We start from the raw sequence: 20,781 nt of genomic DNA on the forward strand, positions 1-20,781 counted from the left end.
GCCCACGACATCGGGCGAACCGGGCCCGGGCGGCCCGCCGTGGCATCCGCTCGCTGCAGGTCAGTCGTCGAAGCCGCGCGCCGTGAGCGCCTCGCCGAGGTGCTCGGCCATGCGGAGGGCCCGCACGATCACCGGAACGGCGAGCGCCAGCAACGAGCCCTCGGCGCCTCGCGCCTTGCGCGCCTCCATGACCTCGCGCACGAGCTCGGCCAGCAGCGGCACGCAACGGATGGTGAGCGCGAGCGCGAGTCCGACGCGGTCGGCGTCCACCCAACGGCCGAACGGGCGGAGCAGGCCCTGCATGGCGTCGAGCGTCGCGCTCACGGGCGTCGTGAGCGTGTAGAGCGCCGCGAGCGCCACCGCGATGAGCAGCCGCACCGCCATGATCGCGGCCGCCTCCCACCCGCCGAAGACGACCTGCACCGGCACCGCGAAGGCGAGCACCCACAGGATCGGCACGATCTGCCGCAGGGCGACCCGCGCCGGCACCCGTGCCAGCACGAAGAGCAGGAGCACCACGACGGATGCCGCGGCGAGCCATGCGAGCGACCCGACGAGGGCGACCACCGTGACGAACAGCGCGAGGAGCCCGAGCTTCACGAGCGCGGGCGCGCGGTGCACGATCGACGTGCCGGGGTGGAAGACGCCGATCATCGTCGTGAACCCGTGGACGGGACCCGCGCGGGAGCGCCGCGGCTGCACTGGCCGCTCATGCGATCAGCACCCGGTACGCGTCGAGTGCGACCGACGGGACGTCGTCGGCGACGACGCGCCCGTGCTCCATGACGATCACGCGGTCGAACGACTCGAGCAGCTCGAGCTGGTGGCTGACCACGACGAGCTGCTGGTCGAGGCCCTCGAAGTGGCGGGCGATGAGCCGCGCGTTGCGGGCGTCGAGCAGGGTCGTCGGCTCGTCGGCGACGAGGATCTCGGGCTCCGCGACGAGCACCGAGGCGAGGGCGAGCAACTGCTTCTGCCCGCCCGAGAGGCGGTGCGCCGGGCGGTCGGCCAGGTCGGTGAGGCCGAGCCGGTCGAGGGTCGCGTCGACGCGCGCCGCGGCATCCGCCTTCTCGAGCCGATGGCGACGCAGGGTGAAGGCGACGTCCTCGCGCACCGTGGGCATCACGATCTGGTTGTCGGCGTTGGTGAAGACGAACCCGACCCGTCGGCGCACCTCTCGCGCACGTCGGGAGACGTCGAGGCCGTCGACGACCACTCGACCGACGGTGGGGGAGACGAGGCCGTTGATCATGCGCGCGAGCGTCGACTTGCCCGAGCCGTTGGCCCCGACGATGCCGACGCGTCGCTCGGTCAGCACGAGCGACATGTCGTCGACGACGCGCTCGGCCCCGAAGTCGTGGCTGACGCCCTCGAACACGATCTCGCTCATGCCAGCCTCTCCACGATCATCGCCACGCCCTGTCCGCCGCCGATCGAGCACGCGGCGAGGCCGGGCCTCGGGTCGTCGCCGGCCGCCATGCGCGCCGCCAGTCGCACGAGGAGCACGGCTCCGGATGCCCCCCACGGGTGCCCGAGGGCGATGGCGCCGCCGTCGCCGCTGATGAGCGCCTCGTCGAGGCCGAGCTCATCGCTCACGGCGAGCACCTGCGCGGCGAAGGCCTCGGTGATCTCGACGAACCCGAGGTCGCGGGCGTCGAGGCCGGCGCGGGCGAGGGCGGCTCGTGCGGCGGGCGCGGCGCCGAGGCCGGGCAGGGCGGGGTCGCCGGCGCCCACGGCCGAGGCGCGGATGCGGAGGGCAGGCAGTCCGAGGTCGCGCGCGATCCGCTCGGTCGTCACGGCCATCGCGGCCGCGCCGTCGGAGAACCCGCAGGAGTTGCCGGCGGTCACCGTCGCGTCGGCATCAGACGAGAAGGCGGGAGAGAAGCGGGCGAGACGAACAGCGTCGAGACCCGCGCGGGGTCGGTCGTCGCGCTCGACGCCGTCGACGGCGACGATCTCGGCCTCGAAGGCGCCGGCGTCACGAGCGGATGCCGCGAGCGCGTGCGAGCGCGCGGCCCAGGCGTCCTGCCTGGCGCGCGTGATGCCGCGCGCGGCGGCGAGGCGATCGGCGGCCGGGCCCATGTCGGGATCGGGGAACCCCGCGGGAGCGAAGGGGGCTCGCGCATAGCGCTCGCCGGAGTCGGGCCAGGCGCGGTGCGGCGCCGTCGACGCCGACTCGGCGCCGCCCGCGAGCACGAGTCGTGCGTCGCCGGCCTTGACGCGGGATGCGGCCTGCAGCACGGCGTCGAGCCCGGATCCGCACTGGCGGTCGACCGTGACGCCCGGCACGTCGACCCCGAGCCCGGCGCGCAGCGCGGCGACGCGGGCGACGTCGCCGCCAGGGCCCATGCAGTTGCCGAGAACGACGTCGTCGACGGCGACCCCGGCCGGCGCGACGAGCCTCGCCACCTCGGCGAGCACGGGCGCCGCGAGCGCGTCGACCGTGTGCTCCGCGAACCCTCGGCCCGCCGTGCCGATGGGGGTGCGGCGTGCGGCGACGATCACGGGGAAGCGGCCGGATGCCTCGGAGGTCATGCGTCGGTCCGATCCGGCACGAGCGGGTACGCGGATCCGAGCGACCCGTCGGACATCGCCGTGCGCAGGGCGCCCCTGGCCACCTTGCCCGCGGAGGTGAGCGGCACGGGCGCCGCGAACCAGCGTCGGGGCAGCTCTTCGGACGGGAGCGTGCGACGGGCCGCGGATGCGACCTCGTCGAGCGACGCTCCGTCGGCGAGCTCCACGACGGCCACGATGCGCTCGCCGAGGAGCGCATGCGGTTCACCGAGCACGGCCGCAGCGCGCACCCCGGCCAGGCCGGTCAGCCCGGCCTCGACGGACTCGGCGATCACGGTCGACCCGGCGGTCGTGATGGCCGCGTCGCCGCGACCCAGCACGGTCCATCCGCCGTCGGCCGCGCGCTCCGCGAGGTCGCCGACGGTGGCGAACCCCGAGACATCCCGCCGCAGCATGCCCCGGCCGAGCACGCCGAGCGCCAGGTACGGCGAGCGTGCCCAGAGCACCTCGCCCGCGTCATCCGCCCGCAGTTCGACCTCGACGCCGGGGAACCCGTGCAGCGACCCGCCATGACCGGCGAGCACGAACGAGAGCTCGGCCGCGCCGTAGTACTCGGTGAGACGGATGCCGCGTGCCGCCGCCCGGTCGCGCAGCAGCGGGCTGAGCGCGGCCCCCGCCACGACCGCCGACGGCGGGCAGGTGCCGGCGTCGAGCACCCGCGCGAGCCGGGTCGGCGTCGCGTGCACGGAGCCAGCGCCCTCGAGCGCGTCGGTCGCCGTCGCGCCGAGCCAGAGCGCGTGCAGCGCGCCGTAGAGGTGCATCGACACGTGCAGCGGCCCGGTCACGGCGATGCGGTCGCCCGAGCCGAGGCCGGCCACGGCGGCGAGCGGTTCGGCCGAGGCGAGCCACGAGTCGTTCGTGCGAGCCACTACACGCGGTGAGGCGCCGGAGGATCCCGAGGTCAGCAGGGCCAGCTCGGTGCCGGCCGGAAGCTGGCGCGCCACCTGGTCGGCCTCGCGCTGCGACCCGCCGACGAGCACCGGCCTGCCGCGATCGAGCGCCGCGAGCACGCGCGTGACGAGCGAGATCGGATCCGTGCCGACCGGGCACCCGAGCGGGCCGGTGCCGGCCGGCAGTGCGGCCGAGCGGACGGCGCGCGCCAGCTCGCCGAAGCGCACGGCTTCGCCGCCGAAGTCGAGGGCGACGTCGGCGGCGGACCCGTTCAGCCAGCTGCTCATGCCGAGGCGGTGACCCGCTCCTCGCGCTTCCACGGCCACGGGCGCGGCGCGATCAGGCCGGGCCACGCGCGGTGCACGCCCTTGGCGACGAGCACCGTGATGACGACCTTGATGAGGTCGCCGGGAAGGAAGACGAGCGAGGCCGTCGCCGCCGCGACGATCGGCGTGCCCGTGATCGCGGCGAACATCGGGATGCCCACGAGGTAGACGGCGACGATGCCGCCGAGCGCGGTCCAGAGCAGCGCGGGCAGGATGCGGTACCGCGGCAGCAGGCGGGCGGTCGCCCAGCCGATGACGAGCACGCCGAGCAGCCAGCCGAGCAGGTACCCGACCGACGGGCCGACGAACACGCCGAGCCCGCCGCGGCCGCCGGAGAGCAGCGGCAGCCCGGCCGCGACGAGGGCGATCAGCAGCAGCACCGACAGGAAGCCCTTGCGCGCACCGAGGATGGCGCCCGCGAGCATGACGCCGAGCGTCTGGAACGTGATCGGCACGGCTCCACCGCCGATGACGAGTGCGCCCGGCAGGCCGAGCGCGGCGATGAGCGCCGCGAACACGGCGATCTGGGCGAGGTCCGTCGCGGTGCCGCGACGCCTCGGACGCCGCTCGCGATCGTCGTCGGCAGCGGAAGCATGCGTGGTGGGCTCAGCGGCGGTCATCGGGGCCTCCCGAGTCGTGACGGATCCGAGCCGATCGGCCCGTGCGAGCCGGATGGCCCGCTCATCACGCTAGGCAAGGCGGGACTGCGCGCGCTCCCATCGCCGTACAAGAATCCACGTCGGATTTTGGAGCGGTGCCGTCGGACCGTGCGTGGGCCCCGCCTCAGGCCGCGCGCGCCTCGAACTCGTGCTCGGCGTAGATCGGCGTCTCGTGGATCGTCTCGACCGCGGCATCCGTCGACTCGTCGACCGGCTCGGCCCACACCACGAGGGGAGCGGGCTCCCAGCTGAGTGCGAGCGGCTCGGCCTCGGCGGGCACCACGACGGCGACGGCATCGCGCTCGTCGAGCACCGCACGCGTCAGCTCCGCCGAGATCTGGTGGGTGATGACCGCATCGAAGATGCGGTCGGTGTCGCCCTCGGCGCGGCGCACGAGCGACCACGCGCCGTTCGGGCCGATGAACTCCGAGAGCTTCGCATTCAGCAACTCGAAGAGGTGCTCGCCGCGCAGGTCTGCCGCGGTGGGGCGCGGCGGCTTGGCGGCGGCGTGTGCGGAGGCCTGTGCGGCAAGCCTCGCTCTGCGCCAACGGCGGAACATCGGTGGCCCCTCTCGTGGGAACGGTGGCCGCACGGTTCGGGCCGTGCGGAACTGCATCCAGTCTCAGCCCGAAAGGGGGTCGGATGCCGCAGAACACGCCGCAAGCGGCGGGTCGGACTGAGACTACTCGGTCAGTTCACCGTCTCGTGCCTCCTCGGCGACGGTGCCGATCGCGATCGCGAGGCTCGCGGCCCAGGAGACCCACATGAGCAGCAGGCGCCAGTCGCGGGGACCGGAGGCCGTGGCGCGCACGACGCCGACTCCGCTGATGATGGCACCGAGGACTGCTCCGCTGAAGAGGTACTTGCGCATGCTGCAACGCTACCGGCCGCCGCGACCCGTTGGCGAGGGGTTGACCGGCCGGTCGATCCGCACCGCCGCTGTTAGCCTGAGGTGGACCGCGAGGAGGGACTCCAGTCGCATGAACGCCGTTCACCCGGATTCCGAAGACCTGTACGTCGACCACGCCTACGACATGATCGTGGTGTCGAACCGACTCCCCGTGGACTACGAGGAGCAGCCGGACGGCAGCATCGGGTGGAAGAGCTCGCCCGGCGGTCTCGTCACCGCGCTCGAACCCGTGATGCGGGCCGCCGACGGCGCCTGGATCGGCTGGGCAGGCGTCGCCGACCGCGAGTTCGACCCGTTCGAGCACGACGGCATCTCGATCATCCCCGTGCCGCTCAGCGAGTCGGAGCTCGAGGAGTACTACGAGGGGTTCTCCAACGACACCCTCTGGCCGCTCTACCACGACGTCATCGCGCCGCCGTCGTTCCACCGCGAGTGGTGGGAGGCCTACGTTCGCGTCAACCGGCGCTTCGCCGAGGCCGCCGCCCGCGCGGCATCCGACGGCGCCGTCGTCTGGGTGCAGGACTACCAGCTGCAGCTCGTGCCCCGCATGCTGCGGGAGTCGCGGCCCGACCTCGTGATCGGCTTCTTCAACCACATCCCGTTCCCCGCGTACGGCATCTACTCTCAGCTGCCGTGGCGACGGCAGGTCATCGACGGGCTGCTCGGCGCCGACGTCATCGGCTTCCAGCGCGTGGCCGACGCCGGCAACTTCTCGCGCGCCGTGCGGCGCCTCTACGGCTATCGCACGCATGGCACCGTCATCGACGTGCCGATCACCGACACCACCACGCCCGACGCCGACGTGCGTCGCGTCGTCGCGAGGGCGTTCCCGATCTCGATCGACGCCGCCGGCTTCGAGGAGATGGCCAGGCGGCCGGAGGTGCAGGCCCGAGCGGCCGAGATCCGCGAGAGCCTCGGCAACCCCGAGACGATCATCCTCGGCGTCGACCGGCTCGACTACACCAAGGGCATCCGGCATCGCATGAAGGCCTTCGGCGAGCTGCTCCGCGACGGCCGGCTGAACGTCGAGGACGTCACGCTCGTGCAGGTCGCGAGCCCGTCGCGCGAGCGCGTCGAGACCTATCGCCAGCTGCGCGACGAGATCGAGCTGACGGTCGGGCGCCTGAACGGCGACTACGCGACCCTCGGCCACCAGGCCATCGCCTACCTGCACCACGGTTACCCCCGCGACGAGATGGTCGCCCTCTACCTCGCGGCCGACGTGATGCTCGTCACCGCGCTCCGCGACGGCATGAACCTCGTCGCCAAGGAGTACGTCGCGTGCCGGTTCGACGGCGACGGCGTGCTCGTGCTGAGCGAGTTCGCCGGGGCATCCGACGAACTGCGCCAGGCCGTGCTCGTGAACCCGCACGACATCGAGGGCCTGAAGGACGCGATCGTCGAGGCGGTGCGGATGCCGCGGCGCGAGCGCACCCGTCGCATGCGCGCCCTGCGGCGTCGCGTGATCGAGAACGACGTGGCGAAGTGGTCGGCCAGCTTCCTCGAGACGCTGACGGGCGCTGGCATCATCAAGCCCGGCATCACCGAGCCGCTCGAGCGTGCGATCGAGGAGCTGGCATCGACCGAGCGGCTGCTGGTCGCCCTCGACTTCGACGGCACCCTCGCGCCGCTCGTCGACCGGCCGGACGACGCGAGGGCGACCGAGCGCGCGAGGGCCGCGATGGCGCGCCTCGTCGCCTCGCCCGACACGCGCGTCGCCCTCGTCTCGGGCCGAGCGCTCGAGAGCCTCGGACATGTCGCCGAACCCGGTGACGGCGTGCTGCTGAGCGGGTCCCACGGTGTCGAGCTGAAGCTCGACACCGGGGCGATCACGCTCGACCTGCGCGATGCCGAGCTGCTGAAGCTCGAGCAGCTGGGCCGCATCATCGACGAGGTGGCCGCCGGAGTCGACGGGGCGCGCGTCGAGCGCAAGCCCGCCGGACTCGCGCTGCACACACGAGGACTCACGTCGAGCGCGGCCACCGCCGCGCAGCTCGCCGCACGCGAGCGCGTGGCCGCCGAGCTCGCCGGCGTGACGGTGCGCACGGGCAAGTCGGTCATCGAGTTCGCGGTGCGGTCGACCGACAAGGGCGAGTCCTTCGTCAGGCTCCGCCAGCACGCACGGGCGACCGCCGCCCTCTACGTGGGCGACGACGTGACCGACGAAGACGCGTTCGCCTCGCTCGACGACGGCGACATCGGGGTCAAGGTGGGCCAGGGCAAGTCCATCGCGCCCTACCGGGTGCGCAACCCCGACGACGTCGCCGAGCTGCTCGAGCGCCTCGCGACGGCGCGTGAAGCGGCGGCCGAGGGGGCCTCCCGCTGGCAATAGACTCGACAGCATGTCGGAGTTCGATCCCAAACCGCGTAGTCGCACCGTAACCGATGGCATCGAGGCCATGACCAGCCGGGGCATGCTCCGCGCCGTCGGCATGGGGGATGCCGACTGGGACAAGCCCCAGATCGGCATCGCGAGCTCGTGGAACGAGATCACGCCGTGCAACCTCTCGCTCGCCCGCCTCGCGCAGGCCGCGAAGGAGGGTGTCCACGGCGGCGGCGGCTACCCGCTGCAGTTCGGCACGGTGTCCGTCTCCGACGGCATCTCGATGGGCCACGAGGGCATGCACTTCTCGCTCGTCTCGCGCGAGGTCATCGCCGACTCGGTCGAGGTCGTCATGCAGGCCGAGCGCCTCGACGGCTCGGTGCTGCTCGCCGGCTGCGACAAGTCGATCCCCGGCATGCTCATGGCCGCGGCCCGCCTCGACCTCTCGTCGGTCTTCCTCTACGCCGGCTCGATCGCCCCCGGATGGGTGCGCCTGTCCGACGGCACCGAGAAGGACATCACGATCATCGACTCGTTCGAGGCGGTCGGCGCGGTCAAGGCCGGCACCATGAGCGCCGAAGACGCGCACCGCATCGAGTGCGCGTTCGCGCCCGGCGAGGGCGCCTGCGGCGGCATGTACACCGCGAACACCATGGCCTCGGTCGCCGAGGCGCTCGGCCTCTCGCTGCCGGGCTCGGCCTCGCCGGCGTCCGCCGACCGTCGCCGCGACTACTACGCGCACCGCTCGGGCGAGGCCGTCGTCAACCTGCTCAAGCACGGCATCACCGCCCGCCAGATCCTCACGAAGAAGGCGTTCGAGAACGCGATCGCGGTCGGCATGGCGCTCGGCGGCTCGACGAACATCGTGCTGCACCTGCTCGCGATCGCCCGCGAGGCCGAGGTCGACCTCACGCTCGACGACTTCAACCGCATCGGCGCGAAGGTGCCGCACATCGGCGACCTGAAGCCCTTCGGCAAGTACGTCATGAACGACGTCGACCGCCGCGGCGGCGTGCCCGTGCTCATGAAGGCGCTGCTCGACGCGGGCCTCCTGCACGGCGACGTCATGACCGTCACCGGCAAGACCATGGCCGAGAACCTCGAGGAGCTGAACCTCCCGCCGCTCGACGGCGAGGTGCTGCGCACGCTCGACAACCCGATCCACGAGACCGGCGGCCTGACCATCCTGCACGGCTCGCTCGCGCCCGAGGGCGCGGTCGTGAAGACCGCCGGCTTCGACGCGGCGACCTTCGAGGGTCCGGCCCGCGTGTTCGAGCGCGAGCGCTCGGCCATGGATGCCCTCACCGCCGGCGAGATCAAGGCGGGCGACGTCGTCGTCATCCGCTACGAGGGCCCGAAGGGCGGCCCCGGCATGCGCGAGATGCTCGCCATCACGGCGGCCATCAAGGGCGCCGGGCTCGGAAAAGATGTACTACTCTTGACGGACGGTCGATTCTCAGGCGGCACAACCGGACTGTGCATCGGCCATCTGGCACCCGAAGCGGTGGACGCAGGTCCAATCGCCTTCGTGCGCGATGGTGATCTGATACGGGTCGATATCGCAGCTCGTTCCATCGATCTACTTGTCGATGATGCCGAGCTGGCTGCCCGCCGTGAAGGCTGGGCTCCGCTTCCCCCGCGCTACACCCGAGGCGTCCTCGCGAAGTACTCCAAGCTCGTGCGCTCGGCTGCCGAAGGCGCCACGACGGGCTGAGCACTGCGCACCCCGTTCACATCGCTCATCAGAACAGGAACCGAATGACCACGGAATCCAGTCCCGTGCCGTCGCCCGCTCTCGTGCCCCCGCACGCCCCGGTGGAGATCACCGGGGCCGAGGGCGTCGTCCGCTCGCTCGAGATGCTCGGCATCACCGACGTGTTCGGACTTCCCGGCGGCGCCATCCTCCCCGTCTACGACCCGCTGCTCGACAGCAAGAAGCTGCGCCACATCCTCGTCCGCCACGAGCAGGGCGCGGGTCACGCGGCCCAGGGCTACGCCTCGTCGACCGGCAAGCTCGGCGTCGCGATCGCGACCTCGGGCCCCGGCGCGACGAACCTCGTCACCGCCATCGCCGACGCGCACATGGACTCGGTGCCGCTGCTCGCGATCACCGGCCAGGTGTTCTCGAACCTCATGGGCACCGACGCGTTCCAGGAGGCCGACATCGTCGGCATCACGATGCCGATCACGAAGCACTCCTTCCTCGTGAAGAAGGCCGAGGAGATCCCGGCGACGATCGCGGCCGCGGCCCACATCGCGTCCACCGGTCGCCCTGGCCCCGTGCTCGTCGACATCACGAAAGACGCGCAGCAGGCGAAGTTCACCTTCTCCTGGCCGCCGAAGATCGACCTGCCCGGCTACCGCCCGATCACGAAGGCGCACGGCAAGCAGGTCACGGCGGCGGCCCAGCTGCTCGCCGAGGCCAAGCGGCCGGTGCTCTACGTCGGCGGCGGCGTCATCCGCTCGCGTGCGTCCGACGAGCTCCTCGAGCTCGCCGAGCTCACCGGGGCACCCGTCGTGACCACGCTCATGGCGCGCGGCGCATTCCCCGACTCGCACCAGCAGCACCTCGGCATGCCCGGCATGCACGGCACGGTCCCGGCCGTGATCGCGCTCCAGGAGGCCGACCTCCTCGTCGCGCTCGGCGCCCGCTTCGACGACCGCGTCACGGGTAAGGCGGCGCTCTTCGCGCCGAACGCCAAGGTCGTGCACGTCGACATCGACCCCGCCGAGATCTCGAAGATCCGCGTCGCCGACGTGCCGATCGTGGGCGACCTGAAAGACGTCCTCGTCGACCTCCGAGTCGCCTACGCCGACCAGGTCGCCGGCGGCGCACCCGACATCAGCGAGTGGTGGGCCACGCTCGACGGCCTCCGCGCCGAGTTCCCGCTCGGGTTCTCGCCGACCACCGACGGGCTGCTGGCACCTCAGCAGGTGATCCAGCGCATCGGCGAGCTCACCGGCCCAGAGGGCATCTACGCCGCGGGCGTCGGCCAGCACCAGATGTGGGCGGCGCAGTTCATCAAGTACGAGCGTCCGAACTCGTGGCTCAACTCCGGCGGCGCCGGAACCATGGGCTACGCGGTTCCCGCCGCGATGGGCGCCAAGGTCGCCGAGCCCGACCGCGTCGTGTGGGCGATCGACGGCGACGGCTGCTTCCAGATGACGAATCAAGAGCTCGCCACCTGCACGCTGAACGACATCCCGATCAAGGTCGCGATCATCAACAACTCGTCGCTCGGCATGGTGCGGCAGTGGCAGACCCTCTTCTACGACGGCCGCTACTCCAACACCGACCTGAACACGGGCCACGACAGCGTGCGGGTGCCCGACTTCGTCAAGCTCGCCGAGGCCTACGGCGCGCTCGGCATCCGGGTCACGAAGGAAGACGAGATCGACGCGGCCATCAAGCTCGCGCTCGAGACGAACGACCGCCCGGTCGTGATCGACTTCGTCGTCTCGGCCGACGCCATGGTGTGGCCGATGGTGCCGCAGGGCGTCTCGAACAGCTACGTCCAGTACGCCCGCGATCACTCGCCGGCCTTCAGCGAGGAGGACTGACCATGTCGAGCCACGTTCTGTCGCTCCTCGTCGAGGACAAGCCCGGTCTGCTCACGCGCGTCGCCGGGCTGTTCGCCCGCCGCGGCTTCAACATCGAGTCGCTCGCCGTGGGCCACTCCGAGATCGAGGGACTCTCGCGCATCACGGTCGTCGTCGACGTCGACGAGCTCCCGCTCGAGCAGGTGACGAAGCAGCTGAACAAGCTCATCAACGTCATCAAGATCGTCGAGCTCGACCCCAACCAGTCGGTGCAGCGCGAGCACCTGCTCATCAAGGTGCGCGTCGACAACTCGACCCGTTCGCAGGTGCTCGAGGCCGTCAACCTCTTCCGAGCCCGCGTCGTCGACGTCTCGACCGATGCGCTCGTGATCGAGGTCACCGGCGACTCCGGCAAGACCACCGCGTTCCTGCGGGTGCTCGAGCCCTACGGCATCCGCGAGATCGCCCAGTCCGGCCTGCTCGCCATCGGGCGCGGCGGCAAATCGATCACCGAACGCGTCTTCAAGAACTGACCTGCGGATGCCGCGGCGCGCTGCCGCGACCTCCGTCATCGAACCGCACACAAGGAGAAAGACAGCATCATGGCTGAGATCTACTACGACAAGGACGCCGACCTCTCGCTCATCCAGGGCAAGAAGGTCGCCGTCATCGGCTACGGCTCGCAGGGCCACGCGCACGCGCAGAACCTCCGTGACTCCGGTGTCGAGGTCGTCATCGGCCTCAAGGAGGGCTCGAAGTCGACCCCGAAGGCCGAAGAGGCCGGCTTCCGCGTGCTGAGCGTCGCCGACGCGTCCGCCTGGGCCGACGTCATCGTGATCCTCGCGCCCGACCAGTTCCAGCGCCACATCTACGCCGAGTCCGTCAAGGACAACCTCGCCGAGGGCGACACCCTCGTGTTCGGCCACGGCTTCAACATCCGCTTCGGCTACATCGAGGCGCCCGAGGGCATCGACGTCGTGCTCGTCGCGCCGAAGGCCCCGGGCCACACCGTGCGTCGCGAGTTCGTCGCCGGCCGCGGCATCCCCGACATCATCGCCGTCGAGCAGGACGCCTCCGGCACCGCGTGGGAGCTCACGAAGTCCTACGCCAAGGCCATCGGCGGCACCCGCGCCGGCGTCATCAAGACGACGTTCACCGAAGAGACCGAGACCGACCTGTTCGGCGAGCAGTCCGTGCTCTGCGGCGGCGTCTCGCAGCTCGTGCAGTACGGCTTCGAGACCCTCACCGAGGCCGGCTACCAGCCGCAGATCGCCTACTTCGAGGTGCTCCACGAGCTGAAGCTCATCGTCGACCTCATGTGGGAGGGCGGCATCGCCAAGCAGCGCTGGTCGGTCTCCGACACGGCCGAGTACGGCGACTACGTGTCGGGCCCGCGTGTCATCGACCCGAGCGTCAAGGAGAATATGAAGGCCGTGCTCGACGACATCCAGTCGGGTGCCTTCGCCAAGCGCTTCATCGCCGACCAGGATGCCGGAGCCCCCGAGTTCCTCGCGCTGCGCGCCAAGGGCGAGCAGCACCCCATCGAGGTCACCGGCCGTGAGCTGCGCGCCCTCTTCGCATGGAACTCGTCGGACGACGACGACTACGTGGACGGCGAGGTCGCTCGCTGACGCGAGCGGACCTGCCGCCCTCTCCGTCAACGGTGCTTGCACCGCGCCGCGCAAGCGGCGGCGCTGACGGCGAGGTCGCTCGCTGACGCGAGCTCCACGGCATCACCCGCGACGGCGGGGTCGGCTTCGGCCGGCCCCGCCGTTCGGCGTCTCCCGGTGATGCACGACGCCCGCCCGCGGCATCCGCTCGACCGCTCGTGAAGTCGGCGGCCGGCACTCTGGACGCGGTCCCGGCCCGGTGGTAGACAGATGCCGCATATCCGCACCAAGGGGGTCGTCATGCGCGTTCGCAGGGATATCGCGGGGCTGACGGTGGGCGATCGAGCCACCGCGGAGACCGGCGAGTGGCATCCGATCCTCGATGCGTACGCGCGGGGTGTCGAGGCGATGAAGGCGCGCGACGCGGCCGGTCAGCCGACGCCCGATTCGTGGATGTGGGCGGCGAACACGCACGGCGTCGACCAGTTCACGCCACGGCGACCGGCGTGGGCGCAGTGCACGCACGCGTCATTGTTCTTCCTGCCGTGGCATCGCGCGTACCTGGCGTGGTTCGAGCAGAGCATCCGCGAGGCGGCGGGCGACGACGACTGGGCCCTGCCGTACTGGGATTACTCGGCGCCCGGCGCATCGCGGCGCCTGGCGGTCGAGTTCACGGTCGAGCAGCGCACCGTCGACGGCGAACTCGTCGACAACCCGCTGTTCTCCCCGGCACGGTCGGCGCAGCCGATCCCCACCGACAGCGCGGACATCGTGGAGGCGCTCGCCCAGCCGAACTACGTGCTCGAGCGCGAGCCGGGGTTCGGCGGCGCGCTACCCGACCAGTTCTTCGGCACGGTCGAGGACCGACCGCACAACTACGTGCACATGGCGATCGGCGGGGTCATGCGCTCGCCCGCGACGGCCGGGCGCGACCCGGTGTTCTGGCTGCACCACGCGAACATCGATCGCCTGTGGGAGGTGTGGCTCTCGCTCGAGGGCTCGGTGCGGTTGACGGATGCCCCTGGGACGCCGCCGGAGCTCCTGTCGGCCTGGGACTCGTCGACGTTCTGGTTCGGCGACGAGCAGCGGCCGACGACGTACGGAATGGCGGCGGTCGAGGATCTCGCGAGCGAGCAGATGGACTACGAGTACGAGTCGATCGTGCTCGCCGATCCGCTCGCCGACGGGGTGGCCGAACGACGTGCGGCGATCATCGCCGCCACTGGAGGTGGACTCGGATTGGACGACGCGCCGAAATGGCAGCCGGTGGCCGCGACCTTCGACCTCGCGTCGGGTGAGGAACGCGAGATCCCGTTCGAGGGCGGCGGCCTCTCGCTCGACGAGGCGGCGCCGACCCGGCTCATGCTCGAGCTCGCCGGAGCGACCGCGCACGAACCGCATGCGGCCTACGACGTCGAGATCCGGTCGGCACCCGATGCGGAGGCCCACCTCGTTCGGGGCTTCTCGACGTTCGGCCTCGCGGGCACGCCCGACGACGAGGTGCGCAATTACCTCGTCGACGCGTCGCCCGTGCTGCCCGAGCTGCTCGCCGAGGGCTGGACCGGCGGAGCGCTCACCGTCCGGCTGCTGCCGACGGACGAGGGCGCCGAAGACGGGGGCGCAGACGGCGAGGGCGGCGACGAGCGAGGCGCCGACGGGCGGGCCATCTCGGTCGCCCAGGTCACCGTGTACGTGCAGTCGCCATGAGCCTGCAGGCGAGCCGGTCGTCAGAGGTCCGCCGCACCGCAGCGGCGGCGGCCAGGCGACGCGGCCGCGGACGCCCGCGGGTGGGCGATGCCCTTCCCGTGCTCGCCGGTGCGGCGTGGGCGGTGCTGCTGCTCGGCGCACTGCCGATCCAGGGGTCGTTCGGACCGGGTATCGGCCTGCATGGGGGCGGAGCGCACGGGACCGGCGACCCGCTCGGCTCGACCGTGGGCGCGGTGACGGATGTCGCGGCATCCGTGGTCGTCACGCCCACGTGGATCGCGGGCTGGCTGCTCATGGTCGTCGCGATGATGTGGCCGCTGCTCGTGCCGCTCGCGAACCGCATCGCCTCGGGGTCGTACCCGCGCTGGCGCATCGGGCTGCCGATCGTCGCGGTCGCCGTCGCGACGCTGCTCTGGCTCGCGTTCGGGCTCGTCGCGGGCGTGTTCGCCCAGCTCGCGTCGATCCCGGCCGGCAGCCTCTGGTGGCAGCTCGCGGCGCTCGCCGTGGCGGGCCTCGCACGGTGGTCGGCCCGGCGCGCCCGGTTGCTGACGCGCTGCGCCGTGACGCCGCCGATCGCGCCGGGCGGCCGCCGCGGCATCCGCACCGCTGCTCGTGCCGGCGCCGTGGAGTGGCGTCGCTGCGCGATCCTCTGCGGACCGCTCATGCTGGCGATGGTGCCGGGCCACAGCATCGTCGTGCTCGCCGCCGCGAGCCTGTCGGTGTGGTGGGAGGCGCGGCATCCGCGTGCCTGGCGCGACCCGGTGCCGCTCGCGCTCATCGTCGTCGCCGGCATCGGCGCCGTCGGCTCGGCCCTGCTGGGCGGGTGACGGCGTGGTTCGCAGGGGGCCGGTCGCGACGGTGTCGCTGCTCATCCAGGACGACTCCGTCGACCTCGGCGCGATCGACGGCGCGAAGGTGCCGCTCCGCGAGAACCGCGAGCTCGCGATGCCCGACGACGCGAACGACCGCTTCCTCGACGGCCCGGCCTGTCGCAGGCTCGCGGTGGTCGACTTCGATCCCGAGACCGGGATGCCGCTGCCGCCGCCCGCGCGGTTCGAGCCGAATCGCGACGGCGGGCTCGACGGCACGTACCCGATCGACGACGCGCCCGACTCGCCCGCAGCGCTCGCCGTGAACGCGTTCGGCATCGCGTTCCGCACGATCCGCATGTTCGAGGGGCCCGATGCGCTCGGTCGCCGGGTCACGTGGGCGTTCGGCGGCGAGCAGCTGCTCGTCGTGCCGCGCGCCGGGGAGCGGGCGAACGCCGCCTACGACCGGAAGACCCGGAGCCTCGCCTTCTCGTCGTTCACCGGCACGAACGGCGAACGCGTGCACACGGCGCTCAGCCGCGACATCGTCGCCCACGAGTGCGGGCATGCGCTGCTCGACGCCGTGCAGCCGTCGCTCTCGGACCGGCCGACGCGCGAGTCGATCGCGATCCACGAAGCGGTCGCCGACGTGATCGCCGTGCTCATGGCCCTCGACAGCGACCGACTTCGCTCGAGCGTGCTCGCGCGGAGCGGCAACCGCATCGACGAGCACAACGCCTTCAGCTCCATCGCCGAGCAGTTCGGCGTCTCGAAGCCCGGTCCGGGCGGCATGGCGCGGCATGCGCTGCGCGAGCTCGCGAACGACGAGACGCTCGCAGCGCTCGCCGGAGCCGGTTCGCACGAGCTCAGCACCCTGCTCTCGGCGATCTACTACGACACGCTGCGCGAGATCTTCGAGGGCCGGTTCGCGCAGGAACGGCGCGTGCGCCATGACGGCGGCCGCCGGCAGACCCCGGCGCAGGCGGCGAACCGCGCGCTCGGCACCGCGCACCTGATCTTCCGCAGGTTCGTGCTGCGCGGCATCGACTACCTGCCGCCGGGCGACCTGGGGTTCGCGGACATCGGCAGGGCCGCCTTCGCCGCCGATCGCGCGATCGACGGGGCGACCGGTCGGCGGCCGAGCGCCGAGGTGCGCCGACGGCGCGACGCGTTCGCCACTCGGTTCGTCACGCGCGGCATCGTCGCGGCCGAGGCGCAGTTGCACGGGCGGCGACCATCGGCCCTCGACGTGCCGCCCGCGCAGCTGGAGGCGCTCCGCGACCTCGACTACGCCGCCTACGAGTACGTCGCGGCCCACCGCCGGGCGATCGGCATCCCGGCGGGCGTGCCGTTCACGGTGCTCCCGCGCATCGACGCGACGAAACGGGTCGGACCGGCCCAGGTGCCGCCCCAGCGCGAGCTGCTCGTGAAGGTGGCATGGGACCGACTGCCGGAGGCCCGCGGCGACGGCACCCGCGGTCGCCCGGTGCCGGTCGGGGCGACGGTGAGTCTGCGCTGGGAGGACGGACGGTGCCTCGCCCTCGTGCGGAGCCTCGCGGCCGAGCGCAGCGGTTCGGCTCCTGGTTCGGCTCGCGGCAGTGCGGTGCCGCAGCCGGCCGAGGTGCTGGTCGCGGCCCTCGGAGCGGATGCCGCGACGACCGACGTGCACGGCGCCCCGCCCGCCGGGGCGGCCGCGCCCGCCCGCTCGGTTCGCTCACCGTCCTCGGCCGGTGCCGGCGCCGCCCGCCCGCTCGCCCCGCCGCCGCCGGGGGTGGATCCGGGTGCGTTCTTCGACCTCGTGCGCGCCCGCGGGGCCCTCGGCCGCGCATGACCGGATGACCGCCCACCCGTCCGCTACGGTGTCATGGTGCCGAATCAGCTGCAGGTCGAGATCGCCGTCCAGGATGTCGCGGGGGTCCGCATCGCCCTCGAGCAGGGGGCCGCGCGCGTCGAGCTCTGCCAGGCGCTCGGGCTCGGCGGCCTCACGCCGTCGGCCGGGCTGATCGAGGCGGCTGTCGCGGCCGCCGCCGATGCATCGACGCCGGGGTTCGTGCACGTGCTCGTTCGGCCCCGCGGCGGGGGATTCGTCTACGACGCCGACGAACTCGACACCATCGCGCGCGACATCCGCCTGGCCGGCGGCCTCGGCGCCGACGGCGTGGTCGTCGGTGCATTGACCGAGACGGGAGCGCTCGACGAGCGAGCGATCGCCGCGTTCGTCGCCGCGGCCGACGGCATCGACGTGACCGTGCACCGAGCGGTCGATGCGAGTGCCGACCCCGTGGCCTCGGTGCTGGCGCTCCCCGGGCTCGGGGTGCGCCGCGTGCTCACCTCCGGCGGCGGCGTCGACTGCCGTGCCGGCCTTCCCGCGCTCGAGCGCATGGTCGCCGAGGTCGGCGGGCGTCTCGAGGTCATGTCCGGCGGCGGGGTTCGCGTGCCCGACATCGGCGACCTCGCCGCGGCAGGCGTCGACGCGGTGCACCTCTCGGCGAGGGGCCGAGACGAGCGCGGCGGTGCGAGCGGCCCCGGCGGCGGCGTCGACGGATTCGACGTGACCGATGTCGTGCTCGTGCGCGCCGCGGTGGCGGCCGCGCGAACGGTCCGCGCCGACTGAAGCACCGGCGCGTCGGTAGGCTTGACGGCATGACGCGCGAGACCGAGGACGACGCCCTGCGCTGGGAGGGCGACGACGATCCGACGCTCGCTCCCGGCTGGAAGACGGTCGGTCCGCCTGTCGCGGCGACCGCCGGCGGAGCCGGTTCCGCCGCGGCATCCGACGCCCCTGGCGAAACCGCTGCCACCGCGGCAACGGCTGCCACGGCCGCCGAGGTCGGCGCCGCCGACACCGCCGCCGACACCGACGTGGACGCCGACGAAGCCGATGACGACCGGGCCGCCCCGGCACCGCAGACCGGCTCGGTCGAGCTCGTGGTGCTCGGCATCCTCGCGGGCGTCTACCTGCTCTACACGATCGGTTGGCTCATCACCGCGCTGCGCACCTCGGCGCCGGGCGTGAGCATCGTGAGCGATGCGATGTACGCGCTGGGTCTCTGGCTCGCCGTGCTCGCGGCGCCGTGCTGGTTCGCGCTCGCGCTCCGCGCGGGCGGGCGCCGTGCCCGACTGGCCTGGCTGATCGTCGGTGTCGTCGTGCTCGCGCCGCTGCCGTTCGTCCTGGGGGTCACCGCATGAGCACCGTTCCCGTCGCCCCCGAACCCGGTGTGCCGGCGTCGAGGGATGCCGCCACCGGCGCCTCGGCCGACGACACCGCCGCGACGCGCGGCCGTTCGCTGCCCACCTGGCTCGACGTGAGCCTCGCCGTGCTGTTCGGACTCTTCTACGCCTACGACGTGTGGGAGGTCGTCGAGTCGATCGTGCAGCTGCTCGGCCTCGGCCTCTCGTTCAGCGGTGCGGGCTGGGCCGTGATGATCGCCGCCCTCGTGGCGCCGCTCGCCTGCTTCGCCGCGGCGTTCGCGCTCGGGCGGCGTCGTGGGGTGCTCGGGCGCATCGCGCTGTACTTCACCGGGCTCGCCGTCTCGGCGGTGCTGTTCCTCAGCCTCACCGTGCTGCTCGGGCAGATCGGCGGGGTCGTCGTCTGACCCGCGCCACGACCGTCGTGCGACACCGTGTCCGGCCGCGCGTCGTCATACGGACGAAACACGGGTCGCGCCTGAAGTAGGCTGAGCGGGTTGCGCCCCCGACGGCGTGTGGCGCATCCCACCCAACACAGTGCTGCGCCTTCGTGCGCGCAAGACCCGAAGGAACCATTCGTGTCAAAGCCGGTCGTGCTGATCGCCGAAGAACTCTCGCCCGCCACCGTCGACGCCCTCGGGCCCGACTTCGACGTCCGCAACGTCGACGGCACCGACCGGGCGGCGCTGCTGTCAGCGCTCTCCGACGCCAACGCGATCCTGGTGCGCTCCGCCACCAAGGTCGACGCCGAGGCCATCGCCGCGGCGCCGAAGCTGAAGGTCATCGCCCGTGCGGGCGTCGGCCTCGACAACGTCGACATCAAGTCCGCCACCACGGCGGGCGTCATGGTCGTGAACGCGCCGACGTCGAACATCATCTCGGCGGCCGAGCTCACGGTCGGCCACATCCTGAGCCTGGCGCGGCACATCCCGGCGGCGCACTCGGCGCTCGCGCAGGGGGAGTGGAAGCGGTCGCACTACACGGGCACCGAGCTCTACGAGAAGACCGTCGGCATCATCGGCCTCGGTCGCATCGGCGCGCTCATCACGGCCCGCCTGCAGGCGTTCGGCGTCGAGGTCATCGCCTACGACCCCTACATCACGGCCGCTCGCGCGCAGCAGCTCGGCGTGCAGACCGTCTCGCTCGACGAACTGCTCGAGCGCAGCGACTTCATCACGATCCACATGCCGAAGACGCCCGAGACGACCGGCATGATCTCGACCGAGCAGCTCGCGAAGATGAAGCCGTCGGCCTACATCGTCAACGTCGCCCGCGGCGGGCTCATCGACGAGGACGCGCTGCACGAGGCGCTCGTCGCCGGCACGATCGCCGGAGCCGGCCTCGACGTGTTCGTCACCGAGCCGCCGCGCGAGTCGCCGCTGCTCGCCCTGCCGAACGTCATCGTCACCCCGCACCTCGGCGCATCCACCGACGAGGCCCAGGAGAAGGCGGGCATCTCGGTCGCCAAGTCGGTGCGCCTCGCGCTCGCCGGCGAGCTCGTGCCCGACGCGGTCAACGTCGCGGGCGGTGTCATCGACCCGTACGTGCGCCCCGGCATCCCGCTCGTCGAGAAGCTCGGCCAGCTCTTCTCGGGCCTCGCGCAGGGCGCGCTCACGAGCCTCGACGTCGAGGTGCACGGCGAGCTCTCCGAGTACGACGTCAAGGTCCTGAAGCTCGCGGCACTCAAGGGCGTCTTCACGAACGTCGTGAGCGAGTCCGTCTCGTACGTGAACGCACCGCTGCTCGCCGAGCAGCGCGGCATCGACGTGCGCCTGATCGTCGACGCCGAGTCGGCCGAGTTCCGCAACGTCATCACGCTGAGCGGTGCGCTCGCCGACGGCCGCCAGATCTCGGTGTCCGGGACGCTGACCGGCACGAAGCAGGTCGAGAAGCTCGTCGGCATCAACGGCTACGAGCTCGAGGTGCCGATCGCCGACATCCACATCGTCATGGAGTACGCCGACCGCCCCGGCATCGTCGCGGTCTACGGCCGCGAGTTCGGCGAGGCCGGCATCAACATCGCCGGCATGCAGATCGCGCGCCGCGAGGCCGGCGGCAGCGCGCTCAGCGTGCTCACGGTCGACTCGCCCGTTCCCGCCGACGTGCTCGAGCGCGTGCGCGAGGCGATCGACGCGTCGGTGTTCGTCGAGATCGACATCACCGAGTAGGCACGAGCCCGAGCCACGCGGATGCCGCGTGCGACCCGATCGCGGTCGCACGCGGCATCCGTCGTCTCGAGGGGT

General features: G+C 72.2%; 18 protein-coding genes and 1 pseudogene. 12 read left to right on the plus strand and 7 right to left on the minus strand.

Features of this window, described 5'->3' with window-relative positions:
- Window positions 1–60: 60 nt before the first annotated feature.
- From ASE68_RS07845 to ASE68_RS07875, 7 genes are all read right to left on the minus strand, one after another.
- The gene (locus ASE68_RS07845; protein ID WP_055860958.1) at window positions 61–654 is read right to left on the minus strand and encodes an energy-coupling factor transporter transmembrane protein EcfT; all 594 of its coding nucleotides are present in this window, start codon (window positions 652–654) and stop codon (window positions 61–63) included.
- A 55-nt stretch (window positions 655–709) separates the two neighbouring features.
- Window positions 710–1,390 carry an energy-coupling factor ABC transporter ATP-binding protein gene (locus ASE68_RS07850; RefSeq protein WP_055857055.1) on the minus strand — a complete coding sequence of 227 codons (681 nt, stop codon included), beginning with the start codon at window positions 1,388–1,390 and terminating at the stop codon, window positions 710–712.
- On the minus strand, window positions 1,387–2,535 hold the full coding sequence (locus tag ASE68_RS07855) for a thiolase family protein (protein WP_055857058.1): 1,149 nt from the start codon (window positions 2,533–2,535) through the stop codon (window positions 1,387–1,389). The genes ASE68_RS07850 and ASE68_RS07855 overlap by 4 nt, the downstream gene beginning before the upstream one ends.
- Entirely contained in the window at window positions 2,532–3,752 is a 1,221-nt protein-coding gene (locus ASE68_RS07860; RefSeq protein ID WP_055857061.1) for an AMP-binding protein, read from the minus strand. The genes ASE68_RS07855 and ASE68_RS07860 overlap by 4 nt, the downstream gene beginning before the upstream one ends.
- A complete protein-coding gene (locus ASE68_RS07865; RefSeq protein ID WP_082462115.1) occupies window positions 3,749–4,411 on the minus strand; it encodes a biotin transporter BioY in 663 nt (220 codons plus the stop codon). The genes ASE68_RS07860 and ASE68_RS07865 overlap by 4 nt, the downstream gene beginning before the upstream one ends.
- A 163-nt stretch (window positions 4,412–4,574) precedes the next feature.
- On the minus strand, window positions 4,575–5,009 hold the full coding sequence (locus ASE68_RS07870) for a hypothetical protein (RefSeq protein WP_055857065.1): 435 nt from the start codon (window positions 5,007–5,009) through the stop codon (window positions 4,575–4,577).
- A 123-nt stretch (window positions 5,010–5,132) separates the two neighbouring features.
- The gene (locus ASE68_RS07875; protein WP_055857068.1) at window positions 5,133–5,321 is read right to left on the minus strand and encodes a hypothetical protein; all 189 of its coding nucleotides are present in this window, start codon (window positions 5,319–5,321) and stop codon (window positions 5,133–5,135) included.
- Between the two features lie 109 nt (window positions 5,322–5,430).
- On the opposite strand from ASE68_RS07875, the gene ASE68_RS07880 reads away from it, so the two are divergent.
- The 12 genes and pseudogenes from ASE68_RS07880 to serA all read left to right on the plus strand — a co-directional run bounded on the left by ASE68_RS07880 (window position 5,431) and on the right by serA (window position 20,706).
- Complete coding sequence (locus ASE68_RS07880) at window positions 5,431–7,692, plus strand: bifunctional alpha,alpha-trehalose-phosphate synthase (UDP-forming)/trehalose-phosphatase (protein WP_200921683.1); 2,262 nt, start codon at window positions 5,431–5,433, stop codon at window positions 7,690–7,692.
- A 10-nt stretch (window positions 7,693–7,702) separates the two neighbouring features.
- On the plus strand, window positions 7,703–9,397 hold the full coding sequence (gene ilvD / locus ASE68_RS07885) for a dihydroxy-acid dehydratase (RefSeq protein WP_055857071.1): 1,695 nt from the start codon (window positions 7,703–7,705) through the stop codon (window positions 9,395–9,397).
- Window positions 9,398–9,441: 44 nt separating this feature from the next.
- Complete coding sequence (locus tag ASE68_RS07890; RefSeq protein ID WP_055857073.1) at window positions 9,442–11,244, plus strand: acetolactate synthase large subunit; 1,803 nt, start codon at window positions 9,442–9,444, stop codon at window positions 11,242–11,244.
- A 2-nt stretch (window positions 11,245–11,246) separates the two neighbouring features.
- A complete protein-coding gene (gene ilvN / locus ASE68_RS07895; protein WP_055857076.1) occupies window positions 11,247–11,756 on the plus strand; it encodes an acetolactate synthase small subunit in 510 nt (169 codons plus the stop codon).
- Window positions 11,757–11,813: 57 nt separating this feature from the next.
- Window positions 11,814–12,854: pseudogene (gene ilvC / locus ASE68_RS07900) on the plus strand (ketol-acid reductoisomerase); the annotation flags it as partial.
- A 279-nt stretch (window positions 12,855–13,133) separates the two neighbouring features.
- A complete protein-coding gene (locus ASE68_RS07905) occupies window positions 13,134–14,540 on the plus strand; it encodes a tyrosinase family protein (RefSeq protein WP_162238259.1) in 1,407 nt (468 codons plus the stop codon).
- Window positions 14,537–15,367 carry a DUF2182 domain-containing protein gene (locus ASE68_RS07910; protein WP_082462117.1) on the plus strand — a complete coding sequence of 277 codons (831 nt, stop codon included), beginning with the start codon at window positions 14,537–14,539 and terminating at the stop codon, window positions 15,365–15,367. The genes ASE68_RS07905 and ASE68_RS07910 overlap by 4 nt, the downstream gene beginning before the upstream one ends.
- Window positions 15,368–15,371: 4 nt before the next feature.
- Complete coding sequence (locus ASE68_RS07915; RefSeq protein ID WP_157421584.1) at window positions 15,372–17,180, plus strand: hypothetical protein; 1,809 nt, start codon at window positions 15,372–15,374, stop codon at window positions 17,178–17,180.
- A 33-nt stretch (window positions 17,181–17,213) separates the two neighbouring features.
- Window positions 17,214–17,963 carry a copper homeostasis protein CutC gene (locus tag ASE68_RS07920; protein WP_055857089.1) on the plus strand — a complete coding sequence of 250 codons (750 nt, stop codon included), beginning with the start codon at window positions 17,214–17,216 and terminating at the stop codon, window positions 17,961–17,963.
- 29 nt (window positions 17,964–17,992) lie between these two features.
- Entirely contained in the window at window positions 17,993–18,538 is a 546-nt protein-coding gene (locus ASE68_RS07925; protein ID WP_055857092.1) for a hypothetical protein, read from the plus strand.
- Complete coding sequence (locus tag ASE68_RS07930; protein ID WP_055857094.1) at window positions 18,535–18,945, plus strand: hypothetical protein; 411 nt, start codon at window positions 18,535–18,537, stop codon at window positions 18,943–18,945. The genes ASE68_RS07925 and ASE68_RS07930 overlap by 4 nt, the downstream gene beginning before the upstream one ends.
- A gap of 171 nt (window positions 18,946–19,116) precedes the next feature.
- Window positions 19,117–20,706: a phosphoglycerate dehydrogenase gene (gene serA / locus ASE68_RS07935; RefSeq protein ID WP_055857097.1), complete on the plus strand. Its 1,590-nt coding sequence runs from the start codon at window positions 19,117–19,119 to the stop codon at window positions 20,704–20,706.
- Window positions 20,707–20,781 lie beyond the last annotated feature (75 nt).

The sequence above is a fragment of the Agromyces sp. Leaf222 genome (assembly GCF_001421565.1).
Lineage (GTDB): Bacteria > Actinomycetota > Actinomycetes > Actinomycetales > Microbacteriaceae > Agromyces.